Consider the following 23,204-nt stretch of genomic DNA (forward strand, 5'->3'; position numbering starts at 1 on the left):
CGAAAATTAGAAATCAAAGAAATTTAACAGTCATTTAATAAGTGATTCCTAAATTATAGATTTAATTTGTACTCTATTTTAGAATAAAAATGTTTAAGACGCTTTTTAATATAATTATAATTGTTGTTGGCTTTGTAACTTCTGTGCACGCCAATGACTTGCAATTATTTAGTAGCGATATTGAACAGTCTGCTTCAGAATCTTCAGACGAAGTTTACGCGTTTTCGCCAACGCATCATCAATTTATTGATGTACAGAAAGAACAATTTAGTGTTGTTTCTAATGTAAAGGTAGAACCGTCACCATCAGAAGAAATCTCGGTAAATAATGATGGTCTTTTTTATCGCAGTAATCAACTTTTTACATTACAGTATGCTCAATTTGTAAGAGCAGAACGCGATAGTATAATTCACATTCATTTAAGGGCTATCCTTTTTCCTTTTCACTCTTTTTGGTAAAATAGGTGTAAAACCATTTTTCGTTTAAATAATTTCTAACTAGAAATGGTCTAAAGCATCCTTAAAACTGATGCCTAATATGGCACCATATGCCATATTAATTTTTTACACTTTTAATTATTATCAAAGAAATCAAATATCATGGGAACAGGATTATTTATTATCGATGCGATTATTATCGCTATCGTTATTTTACCATTTGCACTATTTATAAACGGAAGCAAAAAAAGACAGCGAAAATTACGTAATGCACTTCAGTCTGAAGCGACGCAAAACAATTGTAAATTGAGTAAAACTGAAGTACATAGTAACTTTGCAATAGGGCTGGATGAGGTTGAAAAAAAGGTGTTTTTTTATAAAGAAACAGAAGACTCAGCTTATGCACAGGTTATAGATTTAAAATTTATAGTCTCTTGCAAATTTATAAAAGACAGTAAACGCATTAAGGATAAAACGAAGCATTACGATGTAATAGATAAAATACAATTGTCTTTTGAGCATCAAAATTTAAAGGAAGTTACCAACTTTGTGCTTTTTAATAATGATGATGAAATGGCTTTAAATAATGAAATTGTCATTGCGCAAAAATGGCAAGACATTATAAATGACCTTCTAGAAGAAAAGGTGAAGGCTGTGCCGTCAGAAAATGAGAAACAAGTCGTATTAGCTTAAACGAATTGCTTTAGAATAAAAAAACCGTCTTTCGAATTTTAATTTTGTAAGACGGTTTTTTAATGTAAAAATCTGACTAGCAGCTAATAGAAACATTAATCTACTTTAAATTTAGCTGTCAATTTTAACATCTTCTCACTTAGGCTAAACAACCAATACAGTTGTTCCCAAATTAAATGTGCTTCTTTATGTGTACGTTCACTATCAGTCTGTGAAATAACGTCAGTAGTGATGCTATTAATAGGAAAGTTGAATGGTTCTGGTTTAAAAATGGAAACGTTTGTATATGGATTTTCAAAATTTATAGCCTTTAACTGAGAACAAACCTTATCGAGGTTATCATTAATCTTTTCTGAAATTAATATAAAATTTTCAGAAGCTTCAGTTGTTACATGGCTTTGAATATAAGTACTCAAAGATGCCAACGACGATAAAAAACTATGGTTAATAACCACAAGTTCATAAATGTCATCTATGTGGTTTTGTTTAGATTCTGGTTCTTGAGCCATGCGCTGAAATGCAGAACTTAAATTAGAGGTTTGTAAAAAGGCTTCTTTTCGATTTACCTTAAGACTTGTTGGTACAATACCTTTTTTCTGATAGTAGGTGCTAATGGATTTAAAAAATGCGGTGTTCGCTTTTAAGCTATCTTTAATGCTATCTCCAATTTCCATAAATGACCATGCAGGCCAAAGCCATCGCATTGCCATATAAGAGAGTGCAGCACCAATTAGTGTGTCTATAACTCTAAACTGAATCACCTTTAAAATATCGGGTTGTAAGATGGCATAAATAAAGATGACACTCAGTGTAATAAAGGTTGCCGAGGCTTTATAATTTTTCTGAACCATAGAAAACGCAACTACTAAGGATAGTACGCCTAGCGCACCATAAATGTAGGGATTGTTAATGGTGAAAACTAAGCCACTTGCTATAGCTGCTCCAATGAGCGTACCAATAATTCGGTCTTTAGAACGTGTTTTTGTAAGGCCGTAACTCGGTCTCATAATTACAATTACAGTAAGTATAATCCAATAAGGATTCTGAAAATCGAAAAATAAACCAATTCCATAACCCAACATTACCGCAACAGCTAATCGTAACGAGTGTCTAAAAATGGTTGACCTAAAGCTAAGGTTTCTAAGAATTAATTTAGGGTTGTAATCTTGTGAATCTATAAAACGTTTTAGTTTGTCATTTTTAATAAAATCATCTGACGTTAATTCAGGATTACCCAACAGCCATTTTATTTTCTTTAATTTTTCAAATTGTTTTTTTTGATAGTCTAATAGGTTTTGAAGCATTAAATAGCGTTCATAATCTTCAATGTGATTCTCGTTTTTGAATTTTAAAATGTCATGCTCTAACATTTTAAAAGCATCATAAAGGACTTTGTTCGACGGAAATAGTTTCGATTTATTGATGTTCTCAGCAATAGAACGCAATTGATGAGAGAATTCTGAAATCAACTTCTGAAAATCAGTTTTAAATTCAGGATGTTCTTTAAAAAGCAAATCCATTTTATCATAATTCACTGGGTTTGCAACCGCAGTTTCTAACATTTCTACCAGTTGGACAAATACTAATAAGCGTCTGCTTTGATAGTTAGATTTCCCCGAACTTTTTCGAGATAAGATTAATATTTCACGTAAAGTTTGATGATGCTCGGTTAACGCACTTTGTAAGGTCATAAGTTGAGTTTGCAAACTGTCTCGATCTGGTTGCTCACCTATGAGTTGTCTTCTAGTATCTAAAAAATCGGCTGTAAGTATAAAGGTTTCATTTAGTGCTTCTTCGGTTTGAGCTTTTGGGTTGAGTTGAAACCATAATGTGGAAAGCAATAAATACCAAATACCTCCAATACCAATAAACAATGCATATTGATAGACCTCTAAGTTTTCTGAAGTATGCGCAAAACTTAAAACCAAAGCCAATAATCCTGAAAAGCTAATTAACGATGCTCTAAAACCATAGATGGAAATAAAGGCAATACTGAATGTTAAAAATCCTAGAATTGGAAAAAGTAAGTAATTTGAAATATTAAGATAACCACCAATAAAACTAATGACCACAACTAAAACCGAAGAAAATAAAATTCCAATTTGCTTATGTTTTAAGCGACCACTAACATCACTTGGAGAACACCAAAATGCACCAAAGCAAAGAGCAAGACCAACTTCAAATTGATTAGTTGCGATACCTAAAACTATGGGTATAGTGACAGCAACACCAATTAAAACGGCTTTAGAAAAGCTAGTGCTTTTAAAGAATTCTAATAATTCTTTAGCGTGTTTTGAAATGAGCGTTAAAATGAGATTAATGATTTTATAATTTGGAACAAAGATACGACTTGAATAGGAAGGATATTTTTTTTTATGTTTAACTATTATAGAACATTGAAGAAAAATAAAAGCTGTTAACTTTCAATGAAATGAAAATTAACAGCTTTAAAAATTATGGAAAATATTAATGTTACTTCATAATCCGTGTCAATTGAAAAAACTTCTCGTATTCTTTAGGAATGGTGTCAATGTTTAACAAAGAACCTTCTTCAATAGGTGGGTAGATATCATGATAAGTTTTCACGACGTAAAGTCCAACCCTTTTGCTAATGTGATCGCGTGTTAATTCAGCCGGACTATTAAGTCCTGCAGCAGCCACAAGCTCTAAGAAACTGTGAATTGTTGCTTCATGATAGCGTTGTGCTCGTGGTGCTTTGTCTTCCACAACCAATCCTTTTACTAAAGATGGGTTTTGAGTTGCCACACCAACAGGGCAGGTGTTAGTGTTACATTGTAACGCTTGTATACAACCAATAGAAAGCATCATAGCACGTGCACTGTTACAACCGTCTGCACCTAAAGCTAAAGCTCTTGCCATGTGAAAACCTGTGATGATTTTTCCGGCAACAATGACTTTGATATCTTTTCTTAAATTGAAACCCACTAAAGTATCATGTACAAAAATTAACCCTTCACGTAAAGGCATTCCCATAGAGTTAGAAAATTCTACAGGAGCAGCACCAGTTCCACCTTCACCACCGTCTACGGTTATAAAGTCTGGTAGAATTCCTGTGTAAATCATAGCTTCACAAAAATCCATAAATTCTTGTTTCCTACCTAAACAAAGCTTAAAACCAACTGGTTTTCCTTCTGAAAGTTCTCTAAGTTTTTTTATAAAATGCATAAACTGAATAGGGTCAGAAAATGCAGAGTGCGAAGGAGGAGAGTGTACTGCAATACCAGGTTTTACGTGTCTGATTTTTGCAATTTCTTCCGTGTTTTTTGAAGCAGGTAAAATACCACCATGACCAGGTTTAGCACCTTGAGATAATTTAATCTCAATCATCTTAACTTCTTTTCGTAGCGCATTTTCTTTAAAGGTTACTTCGTTAAAGGTACCATCATCGTGTCGGCAACCAAAATACCCAGTTCCAATTTGCCAAATTAAATCACCGCCATGCTCTAGGTGATAATCACTAATAGCACCTTCACCAGTATTGTGAGCAAAATTCCCCATTTTAGCTCCTTTATTTAAAGCCAATACAGCATTTTTACTTAAGGATCCAAAACTCATTGCAGAAATATTTAGCAAACTTGAAGAATAAGGTTGTTTACAGTCTTTTCCTCCAATGATTAAACGTGGAAATTCACCAATATTTTTTGGGTTTGTTTTGGCGTACATAGAATGCTCCAGCCATTCGTAACCAGAATGATAAAGATCCATTTGGGTTCCAAACGGTTCGGTATCGTTTAAGCCTTTTGCTCTTCTGTATATTAAAGATCTTAAAATTCGGTTAAGAGGTCTTCCTTCAGTGTCAGTCTCAACAAAATATTGCATTATTTCTGGTCTGATCGACTCTAAAACATATCTAAAACGACCTAATAATGGAAAGTTACGTCGTATAGTATGCGAGATTTGAAAAATATCAAAAACCCCTAACAGCACAAGTGGTCCTACAAGCAAAAATAGCCATAAAATAGGTTGCCAAAAAAATGCTATTCCAACGATAGCTAAAACTACGACTGTAGAAATTATAATAAAATATTCACGAACTTTCATGGTGATAATTTTAAATTAATTGGCAAAGATAAGATTACCCAATCAAATAATAAATTAAAATTATAGAGTTTGTCTTTTTTTACTTAATAATTTTTGAAATTGATAATTATCTCTTTTTATTTTGTAAATCTCGTAAAAAATATAAAATTAAGAATCGATGTTTCTTCTTCTAGAATTTACTTTTTTAAAGAACTTATAGACGCACAAAATTTAGAAAGAAATCTGATTGATAAATGAAGTTAAATTTTTCAGAACGATTAAAACTATTGAAGATGCTAAGTTTTATATTTATATAGTGTATTGTATTTACGAGAACGAAATTACCAGAGATGGAGTTACAAAACCCTTAATTACAAAAGTAAAAGAAGATGTTGAGGTTCATTTTGTGAACGACGATTTTGGAAATCATCACTTAAGAATTAGAGTCCTTTATTTTAATTTAATGTGAAATCTGTTTCTTTGTAAATATCAAAAACATTTCAAATATGAGAACAAGTAATAATTCTATCAGTACTATTAATGATTTAGGTCTTTTGTTATTAAGACTATTTCTAGGCTTAGGTATGTGTTTTGGGCATGGTCTAGGTAAATGGAATATGCTTTTTAGTGGAGGAGATATTCAATTTGCTGATCCTTTTGGACTTGGAGCATTCACATCGCTAGTGATGGCTGTGTTTGCAGAGGTTGTTTGTAGTGTTCTTATAGCATTAGGCATATTAACGCGTTGGGCATTGGTGCCATTAATAATCACTATGTTGGTGGCTGTATTTATAGTTCATATTTCGGATGGCTTTAGTGGTATGGAAAAAGCAATGCTTTATGGTATGGGTTACATTACCTTGTTATTTACGGGGCCAGGTAAATTTTCTATTGATGCTTTTTTAAAAAGTAAAAACAAATAATTTAAAGTAATGGGACTTTAAGTTTGATTTTCAATACGTGCAAGGTGATATAGGGGACTATGTTTTTTTTGATTTGTGAATTTGTAAAAAATAGTAAAACAAAAGGCAGTTAATAATATATGGTGTTAGAATTATAATGACTTTTTACGTTAAATATTATTTAAATTGAAAATGTATTTAAAGCTATCTTATATTGAAACCTTATATTTGAAATTAATCTTTTTCGCAACAAAACTATTTATATGATCAAAGAAGTATTTCTCACACCATTCCAAAAATTCGTAAAAATTGAAAGCTTCAGTGGTATTTTACTATTGCTTGCTACAATATTAGCTTTAATTTGGGCAAATTCACCTTATGGTGATATTTATAGAGAAATATGGCAATATGATATAGGAGTTGTAACTGAAAGTTTTGAGTTTAAAAAGCCTTTAATTCTTTGGATTAACGATGGGCTAATGGCGATATTCTTTTTTCTGATTGGATTAGAGATAAAGCGTGAACTCTTGATTGGAGAACTCAACTCTCCAAAAAAAATCGCATTTCCATTAATTGGTGCCTTAGGAGGTATGTTGGTTCCTGTTGTTTTCTTTTTAGTACTTAATCAAAATCCGGAAACAACTAAAGGTTGGGGAATACCGATGGCTACTGATATTGCATTTTCATTAGCTATTTTAAATGCGCTAGGGAAGCGTGTCCCCTTGAGTCTTAAAGTGTTTTTAACTGCTTTTGCGATTGTAGATGATATTGGTGCAGTGTTGGTTATTGCATTGTTTTATAGTGGAAGTATTAATATAACGTTGTTGTTGATTGCCTTAGCGATGTTAGTGGTTTTATACATTCTATCATATAAAGGTGTCTATTCTAGATTTCTTATGTTTTTCTTTGGTATAATCATTTGGTTCTTGTTCTTAAAATCTGGAATTCATCCAACTGTCGCGGGTATATTATTAGCCTTTTCTGTGCCTATAAGACAAAAGATAGATACATCAACGTTTTTAGAGCAATTAGAAAACGTTTATAATGATATTAAGACTGCAAGCGTATTAAAAAAGCCAATCCTTTCTACAGAACAAATTCAACATATAGATGATTTAGAGGACTGGTCCTCTAAATTTCAATCTCCATTGCAACATTTGGAACATAATTTACATGGTTGGGTGGCCTATTTTATTATTCCAATTTTTGCACTTGCCAATGCAGGGGTTTTAATTTCGGGTTCAGAAAATCTCGAAATAGCATTGGTTACAAATATTATTATTTGTTTAGTTTTAGGTAAAGGTATTGGTATTAGCTTAATAGTGTTTTTAGCCAAAAAAATTAAATTGATAGAAGTGCCAAGTGAGATTAGTTTTAGACACATTTTAGGAGTGTCATTTATCGCAGGTATTGGGTTTACTATGGCTATTTTTATTGCGAGTTTAGCATTTGCTTCAACTCCAGAATTTATAGATTCTGCTAAAATAGGAATTTTAATAGGGTCATTAATCTCCGCAATTATCGGTTATTTTATTTTGCGTTCAGCATCATCAAAAACACAATCGTAACTCATACAGAATGGATTTGTTATTTTTCTACAAGGAATTGGTTTTTCAATTTTTGTTCCATTATAAATAAATTAAGAAAAATCTCTTTGTATTAAAATGATGTGTTTTTTTAGCAAATGTGCTTTATTGGCTTACTGACAAGGAGTATATAAATGGTGGACGATATTGATTTTAAAAAAATGTAATATTTACTTAGAATCTAGTTTAGTTATTTAATAATAAAACCTCTTTTTATTATGGAAAGTGTTATTTTTGCTGCGTAAAAATATATAATTCCAAAAATACGAGCACATAAATGGGAAATTCAAAAAAAGATTCAAAAACAAAGAATAAAAAAGTGCCTTTAAAAGGTATGATGGATAATGTAATGGAGCAGTTTAATAGTGCTGCCAATCATATTAATCTTCATCCTAATATTAGGAAAATATTAAGCATCACTAACAACGAGATTTTGGTAAATTTTCCAGTGAAAATGGATAATGGAGAAGTTGAAGTTTTTACAGGTTATCGCGTACAGCATAACGGTGCGTTAGGTCCTTATAAAGGTGGTTTACGTTACCATGCTACAGTAGATTTAGATGCAGCAAGGGCATTAGCCATGTGGATGACATGGAAAACGTCTTTAGCTGGTTTACCATATGGTGGAGCAAAAGGAGGTATCAAAATTGATCCAGCATTATATTCAGAAAACGAACTAGAGCGTATAACAAGACGTTTTACCTATGCTTTAGCTGATAATATCGGTCCAGAGCATGATATTCCTGCTCCAGATGTTAATACTAACAGTCAAACTATGGCTTGGATTGCTGACACCTATATGAGTACAAGGCCTCCTGCGCAACGTTCAGCTAATCAGCATGTCGTTACAGGAAAGCCTGATGGAAGTGGAGGGCTAGAAGGTAGAGATAGAGCCACAGGATTTGGTGTTTATTTAACAATTAAATTTTGGGCAGACAAAAATGATATGGAATTAAACGGTAAAAAGTTTATCGTTCAAGGTTTTGGTAATGTTGGGTATTGGGCGTCGCATTTCTTAGAAAAAGATGGTGCGAAACTAGTAGGTGTTCAAGATGCTCAGGGAAGTATTCAAAATCAAGATGGTCTAGATGTTGAAGCACTATTTAAATATAATTTAGCAAACAAAGGAACTATTGTAAATTATCCAGATTCTACTCCAGTTGAGAAGGGAGAATTCTTTTCATTAGACTGTGATATCTGTATTCCTGCAGCATTAGGAAATCAAATTACTAAAAAAAATGCGCCTAATATAAAAGCAAAGCTAATTGCTGAAGGTGCTAATGGTCCAACAAACGTTGAAGGTGAAAAAATATTGATGGAAAGAGGCATCGTTATTATTCCAGATATTTTATGTAATTCGGGTGGTGTAATTGGAAGTTATTACGAATGGTTACAAAACAGAAGTGGTGAGATTTGGCATTTAGAAGAAGTTATGGAGAAGTTGCGTAATAAGCTTAAAGTATCTTTTGATAAAGTTTATAACTATTCAGAGAGTGAAGGTATAGATATGAGAACGGCTGCTTTTTGCATTGCTATAGAACGCATTGAAAAAGCTTATGTACAAAGAGGTATTTTTCCATAGACTATAAAATCATAGGAGAATTTAATTTTAGAAAAGTAAGTATGCGTTTATATGACCATACTTACTTTTCTTGTTATATAGAAGTTTTAAAAAGTGTTTATACTAGAAAAGTAGAACTCTAAATGTTGTAAAAATTGTATTAAAATAAAGAATACTTAGAGACAGGGCTAATGTAATTTTCTATTGATATAGCTGTCTTAATGATTGCAAAATTAGATTAATTAATAATTAACAGTTCTATAATCCCCAGTTAAAGACTATTGTTTTTTCATGGGAAGATTTTCTATATGGATATGAAATTGCCGATAATCTTAATTCAGATATTCATGAATTTGGGCATGCTATTCACTTAAATGTTTCTCGTAAAAATGATATACGTAGTTTGATTTTTAATAAAGGGTTTAAAAAATTAACGACCTGCTTGCAGGAAAACGAATGGGTAAGACAAGATTTAATTGCTTCAAAATATTTTAGGGCATAGACTTATACCAATCAATATGAGTTTTTTGCTGTCCTACTAGAAAATTTTTTAGAAACTCCATTAGAATTTAATCCCAATTCCCAGAACTTTATAGGTGTCTAAAACAGATGCTTAATTTTAAGTTTACTGAGTATTAGATGCTGTTAAATGAAAATATATCTTATTTTTGACTAATGGAAATAACTAATTTATGAAAAGAATTTTGGTAACTGGTGGGGCTGGATTTGTCGGTTCTCACTTATGTGAACGTCTATTAAATGAAGGTAATGAAATTATTTGTTTAGATAATTATTTTACGGGTTCTAAGCGAAACATTGAACATTTAATGGATCACCATTATTTTGAATTAGTGCGACATGATATTACTAATCCTTATATGGCGGAAGTAGATGAAATATATAATCTAGCGTGTCCTGCTTCACCTGTGCATTACCAGCATAACCCTATAAAAACCGTAAAAACGTCTGTTATGGGAGCAATTAATATGTTGGGACTAGCAAAACGTGTAGGAGCAAAAATATTACAGGCCTCTACTAGTGAGGTATATGGTGATCCAGCGGTACATCCACAACCTGAGAGTTATTGGGGGAATGTAAATCCTATTGGATTGCGGTCTTGTTACGATGAGGGTAAGCGTTGTGCAGAAACTCTATTCATGGATTATCATAATCAAAATGATGTAGATGTTAAAATCATTCGTATTTTTAATACATATGGTCCAAAAATGCATCCTCAAGATGGTCGTGTGGTTTCAAATTTTATTGTACAAGCTTTAAATGGTGATGATATTACTATTTTTGGTAATGGAACGCAAACTAGAAGTTTTCAGTATGTAGATGATTTAGTTGAAGGTATGCATAGAATGATGAATAGTAGAGATGGTTTTGTTGGCCCGGTAAATATTGGAAACCCAATAGAATTTACTATGTTGGAATTGGCAAAAGAAGTAATCGATTTAACAAATTCTAATTCTAAAATCACTTTTCTTCCGTTACCACAAGATGATCCTTTACAACGTCAGCCAAATATTAGTTTAGCAAAGAAAGAATTAGATGGTTGGGAACCTAAAGTGCATTTGAAAGAAGGATTAGGGCATACAATTAAATATTTTGATAAATTATTAAAAGGGATATAACCGTATTCCTCTATAAAAAAAGCCGTCTTAAAAAACTAATAGTTTTAAGACGGCTTTTTTATAATTAATAAGCGTATTACAACTTAAACACAGCTTGTAAGTGATATTGATAATGATTATTGTCATAACCACTATCTGAATGGTTAAAAGCAAATTTAGCAATAGTTTGAGCTCTTAAGCCAAAAGTTCTATTTCTGTTTAACCAAAATAAAACGCCACCACCAATGTTTGCAGAGATGTTAGTCTCATCTATATGAAAGAAACCTACACCAGCATTAGCATATAAGTTAAACCAATCATTTCTAGCACGACCAAAAAGAAGTTCTCCAAAATAATATTTTACATGTGTATCTAAAGATAAATAGTTATAATCCTCATTTGTATAACGGTAATCAATACTCGAATCATCGGTAAAACCGTTAAAAGTAATTGATTGTTCTATTGCAAATTGGTCTGTCCAGTTAAATTCAACTGCAGCAGAAATAGGAGTATTAAAGCTCCAATCCTCAGGACTATTAATTGGAGACTTAGTTCCCAAACTATTGATAGCATTGACACCAATGCTCAGAAACCAATCTTTATCGTTTCTTTGTGCAAAAGAAGAGATGCTAAATGTTATTAATAAAGCTAGTAAAAGTATTTTTTTCATACTAAAATAATTTTTTCAAAGGTAAACTTTAATGATTATAAAACAAATATAGAGGTAAAGTTATTATAATAATAATCAAAAAAAATTAAAATTGATTTAAAATGGACATAAAACCGATTTATTAGGGGGATTTTCGTCATTTTTTGCATTTAAATAATAATAATTTTTAAAAAGTTCAATTCATATGGCTTAAGGCTAGCCTAAAATAAAAAAAACAGAAAGAAAAAATTTCTATATTTTAAGAGACTTTAAATTAAAAGATATTGAAAATATTAGTTTTCTTTAATATTTTCTCCTTAATTATATGCTTTGTATAATTTCTATTAGAGTAAACTAAGTATAAACGACTCGTTATAAAAATAGTAGCTAGTTGAATACAATTGATAATAATTCTTAAGGGTTTGAAAGACATTTTAATTTTGTGCCAAAAACCTCTATATTTCATGTAATTATTAGAGGTAATATCAGAGAATTCAGGAAAATAATATTTAGCTAACTCTAAATAAGATTGACCATATTTGGAATTCATCATATTCTGGATAATATTATTGTCCTTATGTGTTCCTATAGAAAGCAAATCATAAATTGATTTTAAGCTTATTATATTATAATAAAGACCTTTATCATTTAGTTGCCAGCTTAATATCAAGTGTTGGCTTAGATAGTGTGTATTAGGAATAGCGATTGTATTTATAATTTTTTTAGAATTAAGAATGAATTCCATATTCATTAGTGGCCAATGTGTTTTGTTTAGTAGCTCGGAATGTAGTTCAATTGCAGCTAATTCATTATCTGAGATTAAACGATCAAGATGTCTAAAATCCTTTTTTTTGTATGCAAAGCCAAATGTTTTGTTATAGCCTGAGTTTTTCAAAATATCAAAAGCATTATGCACTTCTGATTTTTCGACTAAAATATCAATATCACCAACCATACGTTCCCCATTATCTTTATAACATCCTGAAACTAGTAACGCAGTACCTTTTAAAAAGACATGATTTATATTGTTTTGGTTTAAAATATGCGATATAGTATGTACTTGATTGAGTATTCTTAAATTTCTAGACCTATTTATGTTAGTGATTTCTTCTAAGTAACCAATCAATTCTTCGGGTAATATATGAAGAAGTTGTTTCGCTTTTAATCTACAATATATTGTAGGTAATACTAGGTGTTTGCTACCTTCAATCACTATACTATCCCAATTAAAAGAAGAGTTACTAATCGTTTTCTCGAGTTTAGAATTTGGAGTGTCAAAACTTAAGATATCTGCAATATGTTGATATGTAGTAGCTAAATTATTCATAGACCTCAATACAGACTACTAATATAGACTATTAATTTTCGTGATTAAATTGTTTAAATAACGTTGAGATTTTAGAAGACACACTATTAGTATCACTATACGTTAATTGAAGTAGTTTAGCTTTTTGTAGCCAATCTAAAAATTGCTGAGCATGCTGAGGATTTGGTGATAACCAAGAGTCTTCTATTATGGTTTCTAAAATGTGTTTGATAGAAATCGGCTCTATTATGGTGTCTGATTCGGGTTTGTAATTTACTAAAACAATTGCCTGGCATGAATAATGATCGTGTTTTGGTTTTATACAAGGCATGTACTTTAATTGACCTTTAGTTTTGTTAAATTCTACTATTGGTAATTCTTCGAAATTCTTTACTAGTGGTTGCAGTAGGTTAAAAGCTCCTTCTTTAATAGAAATAGATAAAGGATTATAGTATATATGTTGATTTTCAGAGAGCAAAGGAGAAACATCATCAGCTAATAATTCAAAGCCATTTATAGCTAATAATGCGGATAACGTACTTTTTCCTTTTCCGGATTTCCCAATAAAAAGGATAGATGAATTACCATCTGTAATAGTTGAACCATGAAGCGTTCCAATCCAATCTTGTTCCGTTTTATTATGTAAAGAACAGAGTAGTTGCATGATGAATTTACCTTGTAAAAGATGATATTCTTTTTTAGGAACACAAGACATTAATTCTCCATTCTTAAAAAGGTATAAGTTATCATTCTTTAAATAAATATCGAATATTACATCGGTTTCAGTTGTGGTTGTTTTACTATAATGTGCAATAGCAGGATGAACTGTTTTTAGTACTAGCTCAGAGCTGTAATAAATTTGAATATTTTTAGAGCCAAATAAGTAATGCTTAGAAATATTTCGATAAGATATATTTAAAACGTCCGAACTTTTATTAGGCAGGCTATAAGGAGTATTACAGTCTTTGAGGTAATTATGAATGGTTTCAGAAAGATTTGAGCTATCTGAGTTACAACTATGATTTGAAATAGTAGAGGAAAATTCGGTTTGCGTATCGGATGCAAGATAAGAATCCAAAAGTAGCCTAAATTCCGAATTAATAATACTGTAACTATTAGAAATGGCATACCACAATACCCAATAGTCACCAAACATTTTTTCATATGTTGGTGCTAATTTAGTATTCAAAATAGAAATAGAAATTTAATCGAATGGGTTTCCACCTGGATCAGGAGGTAGAGATTGTGCCTGCGATTTAAGTGGATTTAAAATCACAAATGTTCCTACTGCAGTTATTGCAGCATATTTACCCATTTTTGAAATGGCTTCTTTACGAGTGATTTTATCTGAGTTGTTTTCTTGCTTCATGGCTCTTGCCCTAAATTTGAGTTCAAAAATAATAAAATTATTTATTTAAAAAAGTAATAATACGAAAAGGTTTACATTTAATTTAAATTTACTCTATGAAACAGCATAGTTCTCTGTTGAATTACACTTAAAATGTAAAACTACCACCATAAAAAAACCATGGGTTTCATTCTTATTTACGAAATAAGTGAGCGTATGGTTTTTAATATATCTATACAGTACTTTTTTTAACTGTTTTCTAATTGCTTTTACGTTAAATATAGCTCTTAAATTAAGTCGGTAATATACGCTAATTTGTTAAAAATCATACATAATATAAAATTTAACTTTATAAAAAATAAAGTGTTAGTGTCTTCTAAGTGTAAGTTGGTAGCTATAGAAAAACTACTGGCACTTATGTTAAACCTTCATGGTTCAACGAGATTTAAGTTAACACCAAATAGAATTCGCATATGAGTATAATTCAATTCACATAAAAGCTTGAATTGCTAATGGTAAGCCCTTATTTTTAACTTAAAATATATTGAAAAGAAAAGTATGTTAACTAACGCCTTGGATTAGCTAAATTGTTTTTCAAGGAAACTACATTTTATTTTTTTGTAATTGGTGGTAACAACAAAGCGCACCTTTAGAAGGTGCGCTTTGTTATTTATTATTAAAAATTTTATACTTATCTTAAAATTACTTTTTGAGTTTTGTTTTGAGCTGCATTATGCAGTTTTACTACATAGATGCCATTATTTAATTTACTTGCATCTATAGCTTGTGATCTAAGATTGGTTTGTAATAACGTTGTGGATATCAAACGTCCTTGAACATCATAAATAGATGCTGTTGTAGGTTCTAATAATTGACCAGCAATAACAATGGTATTATCTGCTTTATTGGTGTAAATGTTTAATTCGTCTAAGTTACTATCTAGTGTAGATAATGTGCTATTCGATACGCGTAAGTAAAAACGCCCCGTTCCATAAAGGTCTGCACTTGGTGTAAGAACGTAATTGCTAGTGTTTAAAAGAGTTGATGTATTATCAACATTGTCTTCTAAATAAACGTCTACTGAGCTGGGTAAATTAGTTTCAATGATACTAAAAGTAAGTTGCTCTCCTTGGTTTGCATTTACTCCTAATGGAATTGTAATATCAGTATAGTCCGTTTTACCAAGGGCCTGCACTGCGAAAGGGACTCCTGTATTTTCTTGAACTAAATGCGAATACAAAGCAAAAGAAGGAGCTACACCTCCTAATAAACTCGCGTCATAGCCTGGATCTAAATCGAGACTAGAATATTCTGTAAAGAAAATATCAGTTATAAAATTATCAGTAGTTTTATTTAGATTTAACTTTAAATTGGTAATTGCAGTTGAAGTACTTCTCCCTGTAATAAAATCATCTCCCCCAGAAGCTAAACGCATATCGGTACTGGTTGTAGTAAATTCAATATTACCACCTAAACTATTGGAAGCTACAAAAAAGCCCTGACCTGGTGCGATATTTATATCGGTGTTCAATAAAGCACTTATTATGGTGTAATCTCCAGCAGAACTCCCATCTGTACTGTCGTTATAACCATATATAACAACAGCACTAGGATCTAATAAACTAGCGTTATGCGATAAAAATTCCTGTGCATCTAAGTAAGAAGGAAAAGGGTTTCCAATTAAGTTTAAGGTACTCTCTGTACCTTGATCAATATAGGTTTGGACCAATCCAGTACTTACCGCACCTTCAAAGGTTACGAGATTACTTAGCGCTCCTTCTGCAATACCCGAGCGATACCCTTTGCCAGCAGCTAATGGTGTTGTGTCAGTGTCGTTCCAAAGTTCATAAGGACTGGTATTGCTATCATTATCAAAACGACCAAATAATACTTCAGGTCCTGTAGGATTGGATGTTATGTTAGGGTTGTTAGCTATAAATGTATTAAAAGCTTGTCCAGACAATGGTGCGCTTATTAAGTCATTACCATTTACAGAGTCGTTATTGTTTACATGGCGATTATATTTTACAATTCCCGAAATTGTACCATCTGAAATTAAACTTGAATACAGCATTGAATTAGATTCTAGTGTTAATTCATTTGAAACCGTTAATGTCATTCCTGAATTGACGCGTACATAACCACCAGCTTCTACGATTATTGATTTTACGGTTATACTTCCATTAATTTCTAGTGTGGCACCAGATTTCACTGTTATTGCACTATTTAGAAGATTGCCTTGAAGCTTTAAGGTGCCTGTAATAACTGTTGTTGTGCCAGAGTATGTGTTAGATGCTGTAGTTACGAGCGTATTATTTCCTGTTTTTTGCATATTACCTGTGCCTTGCATGACTCCATTTACAACAATTTCTCCTGAACCTAAATTCCCGAATTCGACAGTATTACTATTTATGAATATAGTTTGGTCGATTATGAAGCCACCACTAGAATTTGAGTGTATTTGTACGCTAGGACCATCAATGCCTATTGGAGTATTTATAGTATGGGTAGCAATTGAAGCATTGTAAATACCTCCTGACACGGATAGTCCTCCGTTGATATTGTTTATAGTTCTAGCTGAAGTTGCAGCAGATTCAAAATCGAGAGTGTTTACAAGGTAAAAGCGACCATTAGTTGACATGATAGTATTGTTATTATGGCCTATTTTAACGAAATTTCTTGTGGTGCTGCCACTGTCAGGATCTCCTTGAGAAATAGTTGAAGTTTCATAATACCATGGTAGTTGGCCATCTCCAAAATTACCTGTAGTAACGTCACTTCGACTAAAAACATTTTGTTGAGCATATATTTCGCTGCTCATAAAAAACAACGTGAAAAGGGTTAAAATAGAATAGACATGTTTTTTAATCATCTTAGGGGTGATTTAATTGTTTAGAGATATTAGTTTCAGTAAATATATATGAGTTTTTATAACGGCAATAAGCGAAAACGTTTGCGTGTTAATAAATTGTTGTGAATAGGTTAATTTTTTTAATATTTGATAATTTTATACACAAAAAAAACGCGCTAAACCAAGTTTAGCGCGTTTTTTAAAACAGTAAGCTAGTTGTAAGATATTATCTTATAATCACTTTTTGAGTTTTGTTTTGAGCCGCATTATGCAGTTTTACAACATAGATGCCAAGACTTAGGTTACTAACGTCTATAGCTTGTGATCTAACAGTAGTTTGTAATTGCGTAGTAGATACTAAACGTCCTTGAACATCATAAACAGATGCTGTTGTAGGTTCTAATAATTGACCTGCAATAATAATAGTTTTATCCGTCTTGTTAGTGTAAATGTTTAATTGATCTAAGGTGTTATCTACTGTAGATAATGTGCTATTTGAAACACGTAAATAGAATCTGCCTATACCACTTAATCCTGTACTTGGTGTTAATACATAATCACTAGTATTTAAAAGCGTAGAGGTGTTAGCCACGTTATCTTCTAAATACACACTAACCGTATTTGGTAGTGTAGAGGCACTGATACTAAACGTTAGTTGTTCTCCTTGGAAGGCATGAACACCAAGTGGTATTGTAACATCTGTATAATCCGTTTCACCTAGAGATTGGATAGCTAATGGTACATTGGTATTATCCATTACCAAATGAGAATATAAAGAAAAATCATTTATTTGGCTTTTAAATAAACTAGAATCATATCCTGGATCTAAACTTTGTGTCGCAGATGCTGTAAAATAAATATCGGTAATAAATGACGCACTAGAATTGTTTAGCGTTAATTCTAAATTTGTAATAGAATTAGTACTTCTTCCTGAAATAAAATCATCTGATGTTCCTGTCACTCTGTGATCTGGATCAAATGTAACAGATCCTCCTACAGGTATTGATGCTACAAAAAAGCCTTGACCAGGTGCAATAACAGCTCCTGCATTTGTAGGGTCTTGTGCTCTGGCTAAATTCCATATATCCCAACCATCTGAAGCTAAACCATCATAACCATAAATTCCACTACTTGAAAAATCAAATTGAGCAATGTTATCAAGCAAAAATTCTTCTATTTTGAAATAAGAAGGATATGGGTTACCAATTAAATTCCAGTTACTTGCGGCGGGTGCGACAATACTTTTTGTTACTGTAGCAGTTTCAACAGTACCAGAAAATGTATAAGTATCTTGATTCCCAAGTGACGTAGAGCCTGTTCTATAGCCATTACCAGCATCAAGAGTTTCAGAATCATCACTTTCACTGTAATAGGTGTACTCATTTAAAGCGGTATTAAATGGACTAAATAGATAAAATATGGTTCCAGGACTAATGTTGTCAATTTCGCCAGAAAGAATATTTGTATTAGCAATTCTGAAGGCTCCAAAACTCTGACCTGTTAATGGTGGGCTAACTAAATCATTAGATCCTGTTCCTTCACCACTCTCTGCAGCATTGTTAATGTGTCTTTGGTAGCTTACAGCACCAGCAACAGTACCATTTAGAATTAAACTAGAATAACTGTTTGAAACAGATTCTAAAGCTAAGCCGTTAGTTGTTGTAAGTGTAACACCTGTGTCTACAGTAAGGCCCGCACCAGCTTTCACTGTTACGGAATTAGCAGTAGTGTTGATGTCAATTGTAGCATCTCCTGAAGTAATTACAATATCATCATTAGCAGTAGCTGCTCCATTTGGATCACTTGGTGACCATGTGCCGTTGTATGTGTAGGTTGTGGGTGAGGGGCTCACTATTCCCTCAATTTTAAAGTTGTCTACTCCAAAATAGTCGCTTCCTCCATTAAATTTAGCTAGAATTTGTAAGCTTATAGTATTAGTTCCATCAGGAACATTCATACTTATCGTACCCTCGTTGTTTTGTTGGTCACAGCCATCACATAAAAAGACTTCTGTTTCCGATATAGTATCTAATGTTATTATATAACTTAGTTCATCTGAAGCACCATTAAAACCATCAACTTCATAATCGAATGATACAGTTATAGAGGTATAGTTGGAAGTATCTATGGTGTTAAAATCTATAGTGGCTATACCTGATGTTCCACATCCATTAGAGCCTTCTAAATCTTGCCCGCCAAAAAAATTACCAGTACTATTGGGAACTGTGATATTGCCTAAGCTACTTACTACATTCCAAACATCACCACTCGATACACAAGAAGAATTGTTTTCAGAAGGACTAGTTGTATATGTCCATTCTGGCGTAGTATCATCAAAATCTTGAATAGCAATAATAACAGGATCTACAGGTATGGCTTCAATATCAAAAGCACTACTATTTACAGTTGGATATAAATCATCATCAGCAGTTAATACTAATGCAGTGCCTAATGCAGTATGAGTTAAACCTGCAAATGTTACAACACCATTAACAGGAGTTGCTACTAGAGGACTTCCTGTTAATGTACCTGTAGAAGTTATTTCTATATCTAAATTATAACTAGTATCTATGTTTCCATTTGTATCAATTGCAGATACAGTGACATCTGGGGTCATGGCTGTATTCACAAAGGTATTAGAAGGTTGTTGAGAGAAAACCAGTTCGGTTACATAAACATCTACAATAATATCATTACCAATAACATCACCAGAAAAAGGATCCGCAAAACCTGAACCACTAGTATTGGCAGCAAAGCCATTTGAAGCAGCATCTATTTGAAATTGAATAATACTTTCATCAACAATGTTTGTTGTATTTAAGTAAACCCCTAAAGTAAACTCCAAAATAGAATCATCAGCAATGACAATAGGTGTGCTGAACTCTAAAATGATTTCAGTATCGTTTATTGTCGTTGTTGTAGGAGTGTATGTTGCTGCATTTTCATCAACTAAAGTGATACCTTGGATATGATCTGACCAGTCTGCTGTATTGTTAGCACCTGGAACAAAACGCATCATTGTTATATTTGTAGGTAAACCATCTGTAGAACCAAAGTCATAGATGCTAAAAGCAAAAGCATCGAGAGATGTAATACTTGTTGTTGCGTCGGCAGCAATAATTGTTGTGGTAGCAATTTGTGTATTAGGGTCGGTTGCTTCCGTATCTGCATCTAAAGCAATATCCTCATAGATGTCAATGTTTTGCACTCTCCAGTCTTCCGCGCCATTACCAAAATTCATATCGTATTTAAATGCGATATATGCTACTCCTGTAATACCAGAAGCATCAACAGAAGTTACAGAAGGAGAAGATAAGCCTCCACCAAATTCTGTATTGTTTGGATCAAATGAAAGTGCTGTCCATGTTGCAATTGTTGGATCTCCACCAGAGTAATCTGTTGAGTATAGTAATTCAAATTCACCAGGAGTATTTATATTATCTCCATATTGTTCTTGAGTAGTGATATCAATTTTAACGGATGAATAAGCACTAAAATCAATTGAGAAATCTGAAATTAACCAATCAACGTTTGTACTTCCATAGCCGTTCATAGCATATTCACCAGAACCACATAACCAAGAGTTACTTCCTGCTTCATCATACGGAGTCCACTCTGCAGCACCGCAATCAGAAAAATCTTCACTATAAGGTAATGCAATTGGAGGTGTTACATCATTATTAGTAATAGTAAGTGTAAATGTACTATTTGAACCTGCAACGGCATTGTTGCCACCTGATACATTTTGGATTTCAAACATTAAGGTTTCATCAGTCTCTAAATCAGTATCATCTGTAATAGTAAGTGTAACGGTTTGGTTAGTACTTGTGCCACCGGGAAATGTTACTGTTTGAGTAGTATATCCATCTATATCTGTAGCGTCACCATCGCCACTTGTAAGTACCACATCAAAACTAGTGGCAGCAGCATCTTCATTAGTTATTGAAAATTCCAAATCGTAAGTTCCTGCATCTTCAATAACAGTTGCTGTAGAAGCTGTGAATTCAACGAGTGTGTCGGTAGTCGGAATATCTCCATTAATTTCGATGTCATCCAATACGACACCACGGCCATAATTTCCAGTTGCATCAAATGCAATATAATAATCTGAACTTGGGTTAGGTAGTAAAACAGATTCTTGTGTCCAAGATCCTATTGAACTAGTGAATTCTTGTCCTGGGATCAGTGTCCAAGTACCACCAGCAGATGTCTTGTAATATACTCGAAGTTCATCTTGATCTCCACTCCAATCTACTTGAGCATGCCAAAAAGATAATGTTGGAGAAGAAACACCAGTTAAATCTAAAGCAGGAGTGATTAATTTGGTTTGATCACCATTTGTGTCATAGAAATATGCATTTTTTGTGCCAATATGTGCATCAAGTGAACTGTTACTATTTCCATCTTGGTATGCCCAATTTACTGTCCCAGTTTCATATTCTTGAGACCAACAAGATGGTAATGCACCACCTTCAAACCCTTCAGTAAAAGGAAATGATGTAATTTTAGCACATAGAGTTGTAAAACTTCCTGTAAGTTCTGTAAGATTATAACAGGTGTTTGTGTCATTATATTCATATACGGCAAGGTGGTATGTTGTGCCTTGAGATAATCCGTTAATGTTAAAATCAATAGGATCGCCACCGATTCCTGGGTTAGATCCTTCATTACCATTATATACTGCAAAGTTACCGGTACCTAGTTCATCTGCGCTTAAATCTCCAAAATTACTATTTGCAGTATAGCTAGTTCCACTAATAGGATCTTCATCTACAGTAGAGCCTTCTTTCATCAAAACTAGAACTTTATCTCCATCACCTCTTGTAAATTCAATAGAAACTCCTGTTGCAGTAGGTAATAGTGTTGTAAATGCTGAGGCTTGTATTGCTGGAGCAGTACAATCTAATGTCGCATCATCCGCAACTGCTGCACTCCAAGATGTAGCTTTTCTTGTAAATACTGAAAAATGGTAAGTGTTTCCATTAGTTAAACCAGTTACAGTTACTGATGTACCAATACCTTTATAAACAGCATACTCACTAGTACCTAAATCTGCGCTAGAACCAAAAGTAGCATTAGCGGTGTAAGCAGAACCATCACCTGTTGGTGTAACCGTTACTGCAGATGTTTCTTTAGCTATGATTAATACTTCATCATAACAACTACCATTAGACCATGTTAAATCTACCTCTTCGATACCTGCTGTAGCTGTAAATGTATAGACTTCAGAAGGTGTCGAACATTCTGTTGTAAAGTTTCCGGTTAACTCGGTTAGCTCATAACACGTATCAATAGTGTTGTATTCATAAACAGCAACATGATATGTTGTTGCTTCACTTAAACCAGTAATGCTTACTGAGCTTGTTGCTGAACCTGACTGCACCACATAATTGCCTGTTCCTATTTGGTCTCCAGAAGTAAAAGTCGTGCTGCCTGTGTAATCAGTTCCACTTTCAGGATCTGTATCAACAGCAGAGCCTTCTTTTACTAGAACCAATACTTCATCTCCATTTCCTGTGGTCCAGTTTAAGGTTGCAGATGTCGTACCTAAAGCTGTTGTGTTATATAACGACGCTTGAGTTGTAGGTGTTGTACATGTGACTGCAACTCCTGATGCTGTTAATTCTAAATTTCTTAATCTTACACCTCTGCCAGAAGTTCCATTGTTAGATATCCTGATTACTACTTGGCTAGAAACACTATTCAGCGTGAATGTACCTCCATATAAATATGAAGAACCAGTTGTTATAGTTGAGGTTTCAGTTTGTGTGTAATTTGAACCGCCATCAAATGATATTTCTATTTTTGCTCGATTATATCCACCTGAATTAAAAGAAGCTACATCTAGAGTGAATTCTGCATCTGTATATGATGATAAATCATATGTTGCAGTTGTAATAAAATCACTAGTGCTTCCTGCGTCAACTAACCAATAACTGCCTTTGTCAATGGGATTTGAAGATATGTTATTTTCAAATGTCCAGTCTGTTGGTTCAGAGCCACCACCACCTTCATTGAAAATTGTTGTCTGAGTAAACCCAAAACTCCCAATAAATAGAGTCATTAAAAATACGTAAATGTGTTTCATGTGTTAATTTGTTTTTAATTTAGATTGAAATGCAGATTATGAAATAAGTAAATTAAAGGAAAATACTTACAAATTCAAACTGTATAACAACATAAAATGCTATTAATGGTTAAAATATCATAAAAG

General features: G+C 32.8%; 17 protein-coding genes. 9 read left to right on the forward strand and 8 right to left on the reverse strand.

Annotated elements, in window-relative coordinates:
* Positions 1-89 precede the first annotated feature (89 nt).
* Positions 90-458 (forward strand): hypothetical protein, encoded by a 369-nt coding sequence (locus BLT80_RS05765; protein WP_092466606.1) that lies wholly within the window; start codon positions 90-92, stop codon positions 456-458.
* A gap of 141 nt (positions 459-599) precedes the next feature.
* On the forward strand, positions 600-1,130 hold the full coding sequence (locus BLT80_RS05770) for a hypothetical protein (RefSeq protein ID WP_092466607.1): 531 nt from the start codon (positions 600-602) through the stop codon (positions 1,128-1,130).
* Positions 1,131-1,225: 95 nt separating this feature from the next.
* Here BLT80_RS05770 and BLT80_RS05775 read toward each other — a convergent pair whose 3' ends face one another.
* Complete coding sequence (locus BLT80_RS05775) at positions 1,226-3,202, reverse strand: FUSC family protein (protein ID WP_245710126.1); 1,977 nt, start codon at positions 3,200-3,202, stop codon at positions 1,226-1,228.
* Between BLT80_RS05775 and BLT80_RS20370 the strand changes: the two genes are divergently transcribed.
* Entirely contained in the window at positions 3,195-3,317 is a 123-nt protein-coding gene (locus BLT80_RS20370) for a hypothetical protein (protein ID WP_262508019.1), read from the forward strand. The two genes, BLT80_RS05775 and BLT80_RS20370, sit on opposite strands and share 8 nt — an antisense overlap.
* A 21-nt stretch (positions 3,318-3,338) precedes the next feature.
* Entirely contained in the window at positions 3,339-3,461 is a 123-nt protein-coding gene (locus BLT80_RS20375) for a hypothetical protein (protein ID WP_262508020.1), read from the forward strand.
* Between the two features lie 141 nt (positions 3,462-3,602).
* Here the strand turns inward: BLT80_RS20375 and BLT80_RS05780 are convergent, their stop codons facing one another.
* A complete protein-coding gene (locus tag BLT80_RS05780) occupies positions 3,603-5,192 on the reverse strand; it encodes an FMN-binding glutamate synthase family protein (protein WP_092466609.1) in 1,590 nt (529 codons plus the stop codon).
* A gap of 226 nt (positions 5,193-5,418) precedes the next feature.
* Between BLT80_RS05780 and BLT80_RS05785 the strand changes: the two genes are divergently transcribed.
* From BLT80_RS05785 to BLT80_RS05805, 5 genes are all read left to right on the forward strand, one after another.
* Positions 5,419-5,640, forward strand: a complete 222-nt coding sequence (locus BLT80_RS05785; protein WP_092466610.1) for a hypothetical protein — start codon at positions 5,419-5,421, stop codon at positions 5,638-5,640.
* Positions 5,641-5,677: 37 nt separating this feature from the next.
* Positions 5,678-6,094, forward strand: coding sequence for a DoxX family protein (locus BLT80_RS05790; RefSeq protein WP_092466611.1), 417 nt, complete (start codon positions 5,678-5,680; stop codon positions 6,092-6,094).
* Positions 6,095-6,336: 242 nt separating this feature from the next.
* Positions 6,337-7,641 carry a Na+/H+ antiporter NhaA gene (nhaA, locus tag BLT80_RS05795; protein WP_092466612.1) on the forward strand — a complete coding sequence of 435 codons (1,305 nt, stop codon included), beginning with the start codon at positions 6,337-6,339 and terminating at the stop codon, positions 7,639-7,641.
* 295 nt (positions 7,642-7,936) lie between these two features.
* Positions 7,937-9,241 carry a Glu/Leu/Phe/Val family dehydrogenase gene (locus BLT80_RS05800; protein ID WP_092466613.1) on the forward strand — a complete coding sequence of 435 codons (1,305 nt, stop codon included), beginning with the start codon at positions 7,937-7,939 and terminating at the stop codon, positions 9,239-9,241.
* Between the two features lie 671 nt (positions 9,242-9,912).
* Entirely contained in the window at positions 9,913-10,857 is a 945-nt protein-coding gene (locus BLT80_RS05805) for a UDP-glucuronic acid decarboxylase family protein (RefSeq protein ID WP_092466614.1), read from the forward strand.
* 76 nt (positions 10,858-10,933) lie between these two features.
* Here BLT80_RS05805 and BLT80_RS05810 read toward each other — a convergent pair whose 3' ends face one another.
* From BLT80_RS05810 to BLT80_RS05830, 6 genes are all read right to left on the reverse strand, one after another.
* Positions 10,934-11,506, reverse strand: a complete 573-nt coding sequence (locus BLT80_RS05810; RefSeq protein WP_092466615.1) for an outer membrane beta-barrel protein — start codon at positions 11,504-11,506, stop codon at positions 10,934-10,936.
* Between the two features lie 253 nt (positions 11,507-11,759).
* Positions 11,760-12,812: a nucleotidyltransferase family protein gene (locus BLT80_RS05815; protein ID WP_092466616.1), complete on the reverse strand. Its 1,053-nt coding sequence runs from the start codon at positions 12,810-12,812 to the stop codon at positions 11,760-11,762.
* A 31-nt stretch (positions 12,813-12,843) separates the two neighbouring features.
* Complete coding sequence (locus BLT80_RS05820) at positions 12,844-13,980, reverse strand: phosphoenolpyruvate carboxykinase (ATP) (RefSeq protein ID WP_139181022.1); 1,137 nt, start codon at positions 13,978-13,980, stop codon at positions 12,844-12,846.
* A gap of 15 nt (positions 13,981-13,995) precedes the next feature.
* A complete protein-coding gene (locus BLT80_RS20010) occupies positions 13,996-14,160 on the reverse strand; it encodes a hypothetical protein (protein ID WP_175455548.1) in 165 nt (54 codons plus the stop codon).
* Positions 14,161-14,830: 670 nt separating this feature from the next.
* The gene (locus BLT80_RS05825) at positions 14,831-17,011 is read right to left on the reverse strand and encodes a T9SS type A sorting domain-containing protein (RefSeq protein WP_092466618.1); all 2,181 of its coding nucleotides are present in this window, start codon (positions 17,009-17,011) and stop codon (positions 14,831-14,833) included.
* A 205-nt stretch (positions 17,012-17,216) separates the two neighbouring features.
* The gene (locus tag BLT80_RS05830; RefSeq protein WP_092466619.1) at positions 17,217-23,078 is read right to left on the reverse strand and encodes a T9SS type A sorting domain-containing protein; all 5,862 of its coding nucleotides are present in this window, start codon (positions 23,076-23,078) and stop codon (positions 17,217-17,219) included.
* Positions 23,079-23,204: the final 126 nt, after the last annotated feature.

This window comes from Winogradskyella thalassocola, from assembly GCF_900099995.1.
Classification (GTDB): Bacteria; Bacteroidota; Bacteroidia; order Flavobacteriales; family Flavobacteriaceae; genus Winogradskyella; species Winogradskyella thalassocola.

What these genes read in the sequence shown, in the direction of transcription:
- BLT80_RS05770 (WP_092466607.1), top strand. Translation starts at nt 600, where the DNA reads ATGGGAACAGGATTATTTATTATCGATGCGATTATTATCGCTATCGTT.
- BLT80_RS05800 (WP_092466613.1), top strand. Translation starts at nt 7,937, where the DNA reads ATGGGAAATTCAAAAAAAGATTCAAAAACAAAGAATAAAAAAGTGCCT.
- BLT80_RS05780 (WP_092466609.1), bottom strand. Translation starts at nt 5,192, where the DNA reads ATGAAAGTTCGTGAATATTTTATTATAATTTCTACAGTCGTAGTTTTA.
- BLT80_RS20370 (WP_262508019.1), top strand. Translation starts at nt 3,195, where the DNA reads ATGACCACAACTAAAACCGAAGAAAATAAAATTCCAATTTGCTTATGT.
- BLT80_RS05815 (WP_092466616.1), bottom strand. Translation starts at nt 12,812, where the DNA reads ATGAATAATTTAGCTACTACATATCAACATATTGCAGATATCTTAAGT.
- nhaA (WP_092466612.1), top strand. Translation starts at nt 6,337, where the DNA reads ATGATCAAAGAAGTATTTCTCACACCATTCCAAAAATTCGTAAAAATT.
- BLT80_RS20375 (WP_262508020.1), top strand. Translation starts at nt 3,339, where the DNA reads ATGGGTATAGTGACAGCAACACCAATTAAAACGGCTTTAGAAAAGCTA.
- BLT80_RS20010 (WP_175455548.1), bottom strand. Translation starts at nt 14,160, where the DNA reads ATGAAGCAAGAAAACAACTCAGATAAAATCACTCGTAAAGAAGCCATT.
- BLT80_RS05825 (WP_092466618.1), bottom strand. Translation starts at nt 17,011, where the DNA reads ATGATTAAAAAACATGTCTATTCTATTTTAACCCTTTTCACGTTGTTT.
- BLT80_RS05810 (WP_092466615.1), bottom strand. Translation starts at nt 11,506, where the DNA reads ATGAAAAAAATACTTTTACTAGCTTTATTAATAACATTTAGCATCTCT.
- BLT80_RS05805 (WP_092466614.1), top strand. Translation starts at nt 9,913, where the DNA reads ATGAAAAGAATTTTGGTAACTGGTGGGGCTGGATTTGTCGGTTCTCAC.
- BLT80_RS05765 (WP_092466606.1), top strand. Translation starts at nt 90, where the DNA reads ATGTTTAAGACGCTTTTTAATATAATTATAATTGTTGTTGGCTTTGTA.
- BLT80_RS05790 (WP_092466611.1), top strand. Translation starts at nt 5,678, where the DNA reads ATGAGAACAAGTAATAATTCTATCAGTACTATTAATGATTTAGGTCTT.
- BLT80_RS05830 (WP_092466619.1), bottom strand. Translation starts at nt 23,078, where the DNA reads ATGAAACACATTTACGTATTTTTAATGACTCTATTTATTGGGAGTTTT.